At 64.3% G+C, this 11,556-nt stretch carries 12 protein-coding genes; 5 read left to right on the plus strand and 7 right to left on the minus strand.

Features of this window, described 5'->3' with window-relative positions; translation table 11 throughout:
• The 3 genes from VIM95_RS05245 to VIM95_RS05255 all read right to left on the minus strand — a co-directional run.
• Positions 1-399 (minus strand): LytR/AlgR family response regulator transcription factor (locus VIM95_RS05245; protein ID WP_331983749.1); only part of this gene is annotated, 399 nt, incomplete at its 3' end.
• Complete coding sequence (locus VIM95_RS05250) at positions 390-1,430, minus strand: sensor histidine kinase (RefSeq protein WP_331983751.1); 1,041 nt, start codon at positions 1,428-1,430, stop codon at positions 390-392. The genes VIM95_RS05245 and VIM95_RS05250, both read right to left, overlap by 10 nt.
• Entirely contained in the window at positions 1,427-2,008 is a 582-nt protein-coding gene (locus VIM95_RS05255) for a hypothetical protein (protein WP_331983753.1), read from the minus strand. Before VIM95_RS05255 ends, VIM95_RS05250 begins: the two co-directional genes overlap by 4 nt.
• 563 nt (positions 2,009-2,571) lie before the next feature.
• Here VIM95_RS05255 and VIM95_RS05260 point away from each other — a divergent pair.
• From VIM95_RS05260 to VIM95_RS05275, 5 genes are all read left to right on the plus strand, one after another.
• Complete coding sequence (locus tag VIM95_RS05260; RefSeq protein WP_331983755.1) at positions 2,572-2,946, plus strand: MbcA/ParS/Xre antitoxin family protein; 375 nt, start codon at positions 2,572-2,574, stop codon at positions 2,944-2,946.
• Between the two features lie 142 nt (positions 2,947-3,088).
• Positions 3,089-3,631 carry an RES family NAD+ phosphorylase gene (locus VIM95_RS23350; RefSeq protein ID WP_414648479.1) on the plus strand — a complete coding sequence of 181 codons (543 nt, stop codon included), beginning with the start codon at positions 3,089-3,091 and terminating at the stop codon, positions 3,629-3,631.
• 79 nt (positions 3,632-3,710) lie between these two features.
• Positions 3,711-4,331 (plus strand): LysE family translocator, encoded by a 621-nt coding sequence (locus VIM95_RS05265; RefSeq protein ID WP_331983757.1) that lies wholly within the window; start codon positions 3,711-3,713, stop codon positions 4,329-4,331.
• Positions 4,332-4,810: 479 nt separating this feature from the next.
• Positions 4,811-5,842, plus strand: a complete 1,032-nt coding sequence (locus tag VIM95_RS05270) for a Glu/Leu/Phe/Val family dehydrogenase (protein WP_331983759.1) — start codon at positions 4,811-4,813, stop codon at positions 5,840-5,842.
• A 331-nt stretch (positions 5,843-6,173) separates the two neighbouring features.
• Positions 6,174-6,830, plus strand: a complete 657-nt coding sequence (locus tag VIM95_RS05275) for an HAD-IA family hydrolase (protein ID WP_331983761.1) — start codon at positions 6,174-6,176, stop codon at positions 6,828-6,830.
• Positions 6,831-6,863: 33 nt separating this feature from the next.
• Here VIM95_RS05275 and VIM95_RS05280 read toward each other — a convergent pair whose 3' ends face one another.
• The 4 genes from VIM95_RS05280 to gcvH all read right to left on the minus strand — a co-directional run bounded on the left by VIM95_RS05280 (position 6,864) and on the right by gcvH (position 11,389).
• Positions 6,864-7,154 (minus strand): hypothetical protein, encoded by a 291-nt coding sequence (locus VIM95_RS05280; RefSeq protein WP_331983763.1) that lies wholly within the window; start codon positions 7,152-7,154, stop codon positions 6,864-6,866.
• 333 nt (positions 7,155-7,487) lie between these two features.
• A complete protein-coding gene (locus VIM95_RS05285; RefSeq protein ID WP_331983765.1) occupies positions 7,488-7,907 on the minus strand; it encodes a tetratricopeptide repeat protein in 420 nt (139 codons plus the stop codon).
• Between the two features lie 115 nt (positions 7,908-8,022).
• Positions 8,023-10,890, minus strand: coding sequence for an aminomethyl-transferring glycine dehydrogenase (gene gcvP / locus VIM95_RS05290; RefSeq protein ID WP_331983767.1), 2,868 nt, complete (start codon positions 10,888-10,890; stop codon positions 8,023-8,025).
• 109 nt (positions 10,891-10,999) lie between these two features.
• Positions 11,000-11,389 (minus strand): glycine cleavage system protein GcvH, encoded by a 390-nt coding sequence (gene gcvH, locus VIM95_RS05295; protein WP_331983769.1) that lies wholly within the window; start codon positions 11,387-11,389, stop codon positions 11,000-11,002.
• Positions 11,390-11,556: the final 167 nt, after the last annotated feature.

Raw genomic sequence — 11,556 nt, forward strand, 5'->3', positions numbered from 1 at the left:
CAGGCTGGCCAGGAGGGCGCGCAGGTCGGCCGGCGGCTGGGCCAGCCTTTGCTGCAGGCGCGCCACCGCCACAGCGAGGCGGCCGGCTTGCAGGGGCTTGAGCAGATAGTCCACCGCGCCGGCATCGAAGGCCGCCAGGGCATGTTCATCGTAGGCGGTCAGAAAGACCACATGGCAGCGGCCGGAAGCAGCCCGCGCGACCTCCAGGCCGTTGGCGCCGGGCATGCGGATATCGAGAAAGGCAATGTCCGGCCGCTGCTGAGCCAGTGCCGCCAGGGCGGCGTCGCCATCCTCGGCCTCGGCCACGATCTCCAGCGCCGGCCATGCCTGCGCCAGCGCCTCCTTGAGCTGCAGCCGCAGCAGCGGCTCATCTTCGGCAATCAGCGCGGTCACGCGCATGCGGTCTCTCCTCTCCCTTGCAAGGGTAGATGCAAGCTGGCCCTCACCCCGCCCGCGGGGCGGGCCTCCAGGATCAGTTCGGCCTCGGTGCCGAACAAAGCGGCCAGCCGCTCGCGCAGATTGCGCAGGCCCACGCCGCTACCCTGGCTGGCGCCGGCTTCACTGAAGCCTACACCGTCGTCCTCCACGCTGAGCTGCAACTGCTGCCCGACGCGCGTCGCGCTGACCACGATGCAGCCGCCACCGGGCTTGGGCTCCAGGCCATGCTTGAGCGCGTTCTCAACCAGGGTGGCCAGGGTCAAGGTAGGCAGCGCGGCGTCCCGCAATTCGTTCGGGCAGTCGAGCTGGTAGGCCAGCCGCGCGCCCATGCGTATCTGCATGATGTCGAGGTAAGCCTCCAGCCGCTCCAGCTCCTGGCCCAGCGTGCTCTCGGCCTGCCTGAGCTCGGGCAGGGCGGCGCGCAGATAGGCGTTGAGCCGCTCCAGCATGCGCTCGGCCCGGTCGGCATCGTGCCGCAGCAGGTACTGCACATTGGCCAGGGTATTGAACAGGAAGTGCGGCTCGATCTGCCCTTGCAGGGCTGCGAGGCGAGCTTCCAGCAGGGTACGTTCGGCAGCATGCCGCTCGGCCTGGCGGGCCAGCGCCTGCGCCTCGCGCCAGGCCAGCTGGCGCCGCACGATGCCGGGCAGGAGCAGGGGCCAGATGATGGCCATGGGCAGCGCGGTAGGCAGGCCATAAGGGCGGGGTGGCAGTTTGCCGACCGTGCGTAGCAGGTCCGTCAGCCAGCCGCCGGCCGTCATGCCCAGCGCCAGCAGCAGCAACACGGCCAGGATCAGCCCGGCATCCCTGAGGCTGCGCGGCAGGCCGGCCAAGAGGCTGACCGCCACGGCGTAGGCCGCCAGCGCACCGGCCAGGTCGGCCGCAAAGCCCGAGCGCCAAGCCAGCCAGAGCAGCAGTGCCAGCAGCGCGCACAGGGCCGCCCGGCCGGCGTAGGCGTGGCTATAGGGCGCCAGCGGGTGCGGGGCGTTCATGGCCGCACGGCAAGATTATCGGCCGCCGGCTTGGGCGCGGCGATGGCGACCTCGTTATGCAGCGGCATATTGTCGGCCTTGGCCGGCTTGGCCACGGTACCCTCCAGCTGGGCGTTGCGCAGGCAGATGCGGCCCTTGCCCTGCAGCAGGATGCCGAAGTCCAGCGTCTCGACCTTGTCGGACAGCGGCGCACCGATCTGCACCTGTACTCGGCTCCATTCCGCCGCATTGCGCCAGCCGGCACCGGAACGACCGGTGCCACCGGCCTGGCTGCGCAGGAACAGTTCGGCACTCCCCTCGAGGCCTTCTTCACGCACCTCGGCAGAGAACACCACGTTCTTGCCGTGGTAGGGCGCCGCCGCAATGGTCTGGCTGAAGCCGCCCACCGCCTTGCCGGGCTCGGCCAGGCTGTACACGCAGTAGGCGCCGATCTGCGGCTCGTAGGCCAGCTGGTACTGGCTGCCGACATTGGGGGTGGCGGTCCAACCCGGCGGCGTGCCGGTCTGCTCGGCTGCGGCCAGGGTGAGGTTGCAGGCGGCCGCGACGGCGGCACAGGCAAGTAGGGCTTGGACTTGCATACGGGTGGCTCCTGTCAGGGTGAGATGGACAGGCCACACCTTAGTGTTCGGTGCTCGCATGGGGCAGGGCGCTTGCGATGGGAGCCGCCGAGCTTACGATAAAACCGGCCATTTGCCTGACCGGGCCACGCTGCTAGCATGGGCGCTGCTGCTTTTTGTGCACCTCCCAGGATCCCACCTCATGTCTTTGAACCTCTGGCTGGCCTACCTCACCGCAGTCTTCTTTATCTCCGGCACACCCCAGCATGTCTGCAGCAACACCTCGTTAAGGGCAGGCTGAACCTGGATAGGAATCACACCGCGTGGTGCCTCGCTACCTAGGATACGCAAACAGAACAAAGAGCTAGATAAAGTGTCCTAACAATGTGCTGCACATAGAAAGCACTTGAAGATGGCGCATCAAGCCGTTGAACTGATGGTGAAACTGCTCTTTACGATCTCGTCAAATAATTACAAAAAATAACGTCAAAAAATTGCGTAGCGCAAGAAATAATTGATAAGATGTCAGCAGAAACAAGCGGCCACTAGGTCGCTTTTTCTACATGCGAAAACAAGGAGGTGCCATGAATACTGCAACTGTTCATAAGGCAACGAAAGCTGAAGTAGTAACGAAGGCCCTAGTGGAAGCTGCACGGCAGCTTGAAGTCAAACAAACGGAGCTGGCAACGATTCTTGGGGTCTCTGAGTCCTCGGTGAGTCGTTACAAGGCAGGAACCCTGACTATCGATGCGCGCCACCATGTGACTGATACGGCAGCAACGTTCATCCTGATCTACCGTTCACTCGCTTCGATCTTGGGAAGTAACTTGGATCACATGAAGGCATGGTTGAAGTCACACAACGATGATTTGGGTGACGTACCGCTGACAATGATGCTGCGGCAGGCCGGACTGCATCAAGTCCGCGCCTACTTGGACGACTACCGTGGTCGCTGCTAACTGCACCGTAGAATGCAATGCTTGGCGGTCCGTAGAGTCGCAGCAAAAGGTTGCCACCCTGAGTCTGGTGGGTGGCGACCCTGAACAGCAGTCGTTGCTTGAAGAGTTCCTCGAGACTGCGAAACCCCCAGTGCCCGCAGGAGTGCAGGTTGGCGACCTGCACTACCTGCTGTATAGCCCTTTTCGCTACGCGGCAAGCGCGAGTGGGACCCGATTCGGCGCACCCCACACTTGTGGAATTTTCTATTGCGCCGACGACAAAGAAACAGCGCTAGCAGAGACTGCGTATTGGAAGACCCGTTTTGCAAAAGCATCCGCAGGTCTGCAAGGGGTTGGCCAAACGGTGCAGCGCACGTTGTTTGAGGTAAGCATTGCTGGCCCAGCGGTTGACCTTCGATTAGAGCCTTTCAACGATGACCCTTCCATATGGATGCACCCGACAGACTACCGGGCGACTTGGCAGATTGGTCGACAAGTGCGGGCAAACAAGACCATCGACATGGTTCGGTATCAGTCTGTACGTGATACGACTCACCGCTGTTGCACAGCCATTTTCAACCCCAAAGCCTTTACCTGTACAAAGCCATTACAGCAGGAAGAGTGGACTCTATTTGTTCAGGGAGACCACGCAACTTTCTCTCGTGCCAGTGAAACGCATCACTTCAAATTCGCAGAGGCAGAGTAACGCCATGTTAGGGCGGGCTGCGAGCGCTTTAGCATAGTGAATGCGGCGCTGTAATTTGACCCTGCACCGGAACTAACCCATGTCACTCAATCTATGGCTTGCCTATGTCGCCGCCGTTTTTGCGATATCAGGAACACCCGGGCCCAATATGCTGCTGGCCATGACCCACGGCATACACCACGGCCTCGACAAGACCTTCAGCACCATGCTGGGCCTGTTGGCTGGCCTCGCGGTGATCCTGTCGGTGTCGCTGGGTGGCCTGGGGGCGGTGCTCTTGGCCTCCAGCCATGCCTTCGAGCTGATCAAGTACGTCGGTGCGGTATACCTGATCTACCTGGGCATCAAGACCTGGCGCGCGGCCGACGGCAGCATAGAGACCGAAGGCCGGCCGGATGCCGACAGCGGCTGGGCGCGCTTTCGGATTGGCGTGCTGGTGGCGTTGTCCAACCCCAAGGCCATCCTCTTTGGCGTGGCCTTCTTCCCGCAGTTCCTGGACCCGCACCAGCCGATGGCGCCGCAGGCCAGCATCCTGCTCTTGAGCTTTATCGTGATCGAGACCGGCTGGATGTGCGTCTATGCCGGTGGTGGCGCCAAGCTGGCGCAGTGGCTGCGGCAGGGCACCCGTATGCGCTGGTTCAACCGGCTTTCGGGCGGCGCTTTTGTCGGTGCCGGGGTCCTGCTCGGCACATTCCGGCGCTGACTATCTTTCCTACACTGGGAAATCGATGACATCGGTGCAAACGCCCGGCAGACCCGGGCGCTCATCATAATTTCAGCCTGAAACAATACGCGCCCCTGATCTAGTCCTTACCCCTCTCGCAGCTTTGCACGCACAGGTTCTAGGCTCGCAAGCTCGCCAAGAACTCTGGCAGCCGCTCCGCCGGCGGGGAACCTCGCTACGCTCGTCAAAGCACGGAATACACGCCCACTCTCTCTATGACCGCCAAGGTCGGCAACCGGCCGTCGGCGTAGCCTGTAGCTGGGCTATCCCGCACTACCGCCTGGCTCGCAATCGCTATAGGATGCGCCCCGGCTGGCGACACAATCGCCGGCCAGCATGGCAGGCAGGGCCATCGCCCGGTCTGCCCGTCCCTACCCTTGCCACAGAGCGGGCTGCGTGCCGCGCGCCAGGCCTACCGGTCTGCCGCAGACGAGCGCACCCGTGCGGAGCCAAAAGCCATGACCGCGTTTGTTTTCAGCGAACCCAACTTCGACCATCACGAGCAGGTGGTCTTCGTTTCCGAGCCCAAGTCCGGCCTCAAAGCCATCCTGGCCGTGCACAACACCAATCTGGGCCCCGCCATGGGCGGCTGCCGGATGTGGAACTACGCCTCTGAAGGCGAAGCGATCACCGACGTGCTGCGCCTGTCGCGCGGCATGACCTACAAGAACGCCGTGGCCGGCCTGCCGATCGGCGGTGGCAAGAGCGTAATCATCGGCAACCCCAAGACCGACAAGACCCCCGCCCTGTTCGAAGCGCTGGGCGAGGCGCTGGAGCGTCTGGGTGGCCGTTACATCACCGCCGAAGACGTGGGCACCAGCCCGGCCGATATGGCCAATGTCTCGCGCAAGACCCGCTTTGTGGCCGGCCTGGGCGAGACCGGCGACCCGTCCCCCTTTACCGCACTGGGCTGCTTTGTGGGCGCCCAGGCGGCCGTGAAGCACCACCTCAAGCGCGACAGCCTGGAAGGCCTGGTCGTCGCCGTGCAGGGTCTGGGCCATGTCGGTTACGACTATGCCCGCCGCCTGCATGAAGCCGGTGCCAAGCTGGTGGTGGCCGATATCGACCAGGCCGCGCTGGAGCGCGCCCGTGCCGAATTCGGCGCCCAGATCGTGCCCGTCGATTCGATCTACGACGTGGAAGCCGACATCTACGCCCCTTGCGCGCTGGGTGCGACCCTGAACCCGAACACCCTGGGCCGCCTCAAGGCCCGCATCGTGGCCGGTGCCGCCAACAACCAGCTGGCCACCGCCGATATCGGCGAAGCGCTGCGCCAGAAGGGCATCCTGTACGCCCCGGACTTCGTGATCAACGCCGGCGGCATCATCAAGGTCTGTTACGAGTACCTGCACAAGCCGGAAAGCGAAGTGGAAGCCCATGTACGCAAGATCGGCGAGACCCTGGCCGAGGTGTTCGAGCGTGCCGATGCAGAAGGCGTCTCCACCAGCGTAGAAGCCGACCGCGTTGCGGAAAGCCGCTTCAAGAAATAGAAATAGGCCAGCAGGTCATCAACCCTAGGCTCAGCACCCGGTGCAACCGGGTGTTCAGCCACAGCTGATACCTGAAACGCGCTTTGCTCACTTTCCCCCACTCCCCTCACCCTCGCCTAAGGCGCCTGCGTGGTTGTTGCCCCTTTAGGGGCTTACACCCACGGCGTCCTCCTTGCGAGGGGGGAGCCTCGCTGATGCTCGTCAGCGCCCGGCTTGCAGGGGAGACGAAAACCCGGCCCAGACCGGGTTTTTTGTTGCAATGCGGCATGTAGTTGCCGGATCGCGAGTTACTCGTAAGAATGGCTCAGGCATTCATCCGCCGAGACCCACCATGGAATTCCCCTTCAAGGCCGTGCTGTTCGATATGGACGGCACCATCACCGATACCACCCCCCTGCACGACGCCGCCTGGAGCGAGTTTGCCCGCAACGAACTGGGCGTCCACGTCGCCGCCGGTGATCCGCGCCTGGCGCCGGGGCGGACAGTGGACGTGGTCAGGGCGGTGCTGGGTCGCGAGGTGGCCGACGAGGAGGCCCACCGCCTGGGCGTGGCCAAGGAACGGCTGTTCCACGATATGGCCCGCGGCAAGCTCGAACCCATTGCCGGCTTTGCCCGCTATCGCGCCTGGCTGGGCCAGCAGGGCATCAAGACCGCGCTGGTGACCAATGCGCCCTGGATCAATATCGAATTCACCCTGGCCGAGCTCGACTTGGCGCTGGGCTTTGACGTGATCGTCGGTGCCGAGGACGTGGCCCGCGGCAAGCCCCATCCCGATCCTTACCTCTTGGCCTGCGAGAAGCTGGGCGTAAAACCGGCCGAGGCGCTGGTGCACGAAGACAGCGCCCTGGGCATCGCCGCCGGCATTGCCGCCGGCTGCAAGGTCAGCGCCATCCTCACCGGCCTGCGCCCCGTCGCCGCCCGCTCGGCCGGCGCGCACTGGTCGGCGGTGGACTATGAGCAGTGGCTGACAGTGGTGCAGGCACCCTGAGGCCAGGAGGGCGGCCCTGAGCCGCCCTTGCACTCAACGCAGTCCGATATGAAAGCCCGCCAGCACGAAGCTACAGAACAGCGTGCCCAAGAGCAGGATCAGCAGCCACAGCGCGATCTGATCTCCATAGCGGCGCAGCAGCCAGAACAAGCCGAACGACAGCCCACCCGCCAGCGACGTGAGCCACAGCACCGCCCACCCGCGCCCCTGCACCAGCGCCATCCCCCCGACCACCAAGGCAAACACCAAGGGCGCATCCCAGGCCCGCGCCATACGATGGTCGATCTTGCCCAGGGCCAGCAGTAACAGTGCGTAGGTCAGCATGGGAATGCGCGGGAATGCCTATTTGGTAATGGTAGGCCGCCAACGATGGCGACCTCGCGCCTTCTATGAAAGCGATCCGCGCGGGTCCAATGACCCGCCCTACAAAAGCCGCCAAACCAACGAGCAGCGCAAGTTACCGTGACACCTCGGAGATTACCCGGGTTCAAGTACGGGCCACTGACGAGCGTCAGCGAGGCTCCCTCGCGATGGCGAGGGCGGGGGGAGTGGGGGATATAAAAGGGGAAGGCCCTGCATCAGCCCACCTAAAGCTAAAACACCCGGCTTGGCCGGGTGCTTCACAACAGGTCGCGCTTAAAGGCCCTTCGCCAGGGCTCAGGGCCTGACGACTTGGGCCCGATACTTCGGATCCTCGTCCTCGAAGACCTCCTCGCCACCGGTGGCGAAGGCGAGGCTCAGGGCGATCACCGCCTGATCGAGCTTGCCCAGCTCGAACTCGGCCTGACCCAGGCGCAGCTGGATAAAGGGGTTGGTGGCGCCCTCGGGACAGTTGCTGGCCAGCTGCATGGCAGCCTGGGCGGCCTGGTGGTCGCCCTTGAGGAAACAGACGTCGCCGATGGCGGCGAGTACCCAGGTGCTGGCCTCCCAGCGTTCCAGGTCAGAGGGCAGCAGGGCGCGGGCTTCTTCGTATTTTTGCAGGGCGGCGTCGAACTTGCCCTTGTCGAACAGCTTATCGCCTTCATCCAGCAGGGCCTGGATGGGTTCTTGCAAAATGGCGGGCAGGGTGGTGCTCATCGACGGGTCCTCCTCGGTGGACAAAACCCGGCCTAAGCCGGGTCTGTCATGCTTTTATCGCCTGGTACTACACCCGGCAGCACATTGCCGCCGGGGTATTCCATCAACTAGCAGCTTAGCTGTAGGCCTCGATGCTGGGGCAGGAGCAGACCACATTGCGGTCGCCGTAGGCATCGTCGATACGACCCACACTGGGCCAGAACTTGTTGTCACGCACCCAGGCCAGCGGGTAGGCCGCCAGCTCGCGGCCATACGGGCGCTCCCATTGGCCAACCACCGCAAACTGGGTGTGCGGGGCGTTGCGCAGCGGGTTGTTGTCGGCCGGCCAGGTACCGGCCTGGACCTGGTCGATCTCCTTGCGGATGGCGACCATGGCTTCGATAAAGCGGTCCAGTTCGGCCTTGGACTCGGACTCGGTCGGCTCGACCATGAAGGTACCCGGTACCGGGAAGCTCATGGTCGGGGCGTGGAAGCCGTAGTCCATCAATCGCTTGGCGATATCCACCTCGGTCACACCGGAGGCTGCCTTGAGCGGGCGCAGGTCGACGATGCACTCGTGTGCCACGCGGCCGTTCTTGCCGGTATAGAGGATGGGGTAGTGGGCCGACAGCTGCTTGGCCATGTAGTTGGCGTTGAGCAGGGCTGCCTGGGTCGCCTTCTTGAGGCCGTTGCCACCCATCATGCGGATATACATCCAGGAGATGGGCAGGATGGAGGCCGAGCCGAAGGGTGCAGCCGACACGGCGGTCTGGCCGCGGTGCGGGCCGTCGATCGGGGTGACCACGTGGTTGGCCATATAGGGCGCCAGGTGAGCCTTCAGGCCGATCGGACCCATGCCGGGGCCGCCGCCGCCGTGCGGAATGCAGAAGGTCTTGTGCAGGTTCATGTGCGAGACGTCCGCACCGATCTCGGCTGGCTTGACCAGGGCCACCAGGGCGTTGAGGTTGGCACCGTCCATATAGACCTGGCCGCCGTGGCTGTGGATGACCGCGCAGATATCGCGAATGGCCTCTTCGAACACGCCATGCGTGGACGGGTAGGTGATCATCAGGCAGGACAGGTTCTTGGAGTGCTGCTCGGCCTTGGCCTTGAGGTCGTCGACATTGACGTTGCCGTTGTCGTCACAGGCCACCACCACCACCTGCATGGACATCATCTGCGCCGTAGCAGGGTTGGTACCGTGCGCCGATTGCGGGATCAGGCAGATATTGCGATGGCCTTCGCCGCGTGCCTCGTGGTAGCGGCGGATGGCCAACAGGCCGGCGTATTCGCCCTGGGCGCCCGAGTTGGGCTGCATGCAGATCTCGTCAAAGCCGGTGATGGCCTTGAGCTGCTCGCTCAGGCCCTCGACCAGCTCGAGGTAGCCACGGGTCTGGGTGGCGGGTGCGAAGGGATGGATGTCGCCGAACTCGGGCCAGGTCACCGGGATCATCTCGGCGGTGGCGTTGAGCTTCATGGTGCACGAACCCAGCGAGATCATGGCGTGGTCCAGCGCCAGGTCCTTGTTCTGCAGCTTCTTCATGAAGCGCAGCATCTCGGTCTCGGTATGGTGGGCGTTGAACACCGGGTGGGTCAGGATGGCGTCGGTACGCAGGGTGACGGCCGGCAGGGCGGCGACGCGTTCCTGGTCAAGCAGCTCCACGTCCAGGGCCTTGGCGGCGTCACCGACCAGTGCCTTCCACAGCGCCACCACGTCGGCGCGGCTGGCGCGCTCGCCAAAGCTAACACCCAGCTGGCTGCTGGAGACATGGCGCAGGTTGTAGCCGGCGGCCTGGGCGGCCTCATAGGCGGCGTGGGCCTTGCTGCCGAGGTCGACCACCACGGTATCGAAGAAGGTGCGGGTCTGTACCGACACACCGACGCGCTTGAGGCCTTCGGCGAAGATGGCGGTCAGGCGATGGATGCGGTCAGCGATGCGCTTGAGGCCGACCGGGCCGTGGTAGACGGCGTACAGCGAGGCCATATTGGCCAGCAGCACCTGCGAGGTACAGATGTTGGAGTTGGCCTTCTCGCGGCGGATGTGCTGCTCGCGGGTCTGCAGGGCCATGCGCAGGGCCGGGTTGCCGGCGCTGTCGACCGACACGCCGATGATGCGGCCGGGCACCGAGCGCTTGTATTCGTCCTTGGTGGCGAAGAAGGCGGCGTGCGGGCCGCCAAAGCCCATGGGCACGCCAAAGCGCTGGGCCGAACCCAGGGCCACGTCGGCGCCCAGGCTGGCCGGCGACTTCAAGAGCACCAGGGCCATCGGGTCGGTGGCCAGGGCCACGAGGCCACCCATGCCCTTGACGGCGGCGATGGCGGCTTCGAGGTCGGCGATCTCACCGTTCACGTTGGGGTACTGGAACAGCGCACCAAAGACTTCGTGGTCCTTGGCCTCGGCGGCGGTACCGTAGATCAGTTCCCAGCCGAAGGCGACGGCGCGGGTCTTCATCACGTCTATGGTCTGCGGCAGGGCGTCGCGGTCGACGAAGAAGCGGTTGGACTGGCTCTTGGAGACGCGGCGGGCCATGGCCATGGCTTCGGCAGCGGCGGTGGCTTCATCGAGCAGCGAAGCGTTGGCCAGCTCCATGCCGGTCAGATCCAGCACCAGCTGCTGGAAGTTGAGCAGGCACTGCAGACGACCCTGGCTGATCTCGGCCTGATAGGGGGTGTAGGCGGTGTACCAGCCGGGGTTCTCCATCACATTGCGCAGGATGACCTTGGGCGTGATGGTCTCGTTGTAGCCCATGCCGATGAAGGAGCGGGCGATGACGTTCTTGGCCGCGATGGCGCGGATCTCGGCCAGTGCTGCTTCCTCGGTAACCGCATCGGGCAAGGCCACCGGCGTGCCGCCCAGGATGGCGGCCGGCAGGGTGTCCTTCACCAGGCCGTCCAGCGACTCGGATCCGACGGTGGCCAGCATGCTGGCGATCTCGGCGTCGTCCGGACCGATGTGGCGATGGATGAATTCGTTGTGGTTTTCGAGGGAAGACAACGGCGTCATGGTATGACCCTTAGAGTTTCATCGCACGGGGCGAAATACAGGAATGGCAAACCGGCCGCTTGTGGCGGCCGGTGGGGAGACGGTCCCGCTCGGTTGGGCGGGGAGGGGCTTAGGCCCCGATTTCCTTGCCGTAGGCGGCGGCGTCCATCAGGCCGTCCAGGTCGGCGGCGTTGGCGGGCTTGATCTTGAAGAACCAGCCGGCGCCATAGGGGTCGCTGTTCACGGTGTCCGGCGCATCGGCCAGCGCTTCGTTGACGGCGACGATCTCGCCAGCGATGGGGGCGTAGACGTCGGAAGCGGACTTGACCGACTCGACCACGCCGGCACCGGCGTCGGCAGCGAGCTTGGCGCCCACGGCCGGTACTTCCACGAATACCACGTCGCCCAGCAGGCTTTGTGCGTGGTCGGTGATCCCCACGGTTACGGTGCCGTCGGCTTCAACGCGCAGCCACTCGTGGCTGGCCACGTACTTCAGATCGCTAGGGATATTGGTGCTCATGAGATCGCTTCCGTTCTGCTTGGGCGCGGGTGGCGCCTGGTTTGGGATAGGTCCGGTGCTCGATGGTCCAGAGCCCCGGCCGGGAAGAATTGGCGCGGATTCTATCAAATCTGTAGCAAGTTCCGCTGCCCTTACAAGCACTTGCCGCCGGGCGGGCCGGCAAGTGC

It is taken from the genome of Chitinimonas sp. (assembly GCF_036568685.1).
GTDB lineage: Bacteria > Pseudomonadota > Gammaproteobacteria > Burkholderiales > Chitinimonadaceae > Chitinimonas.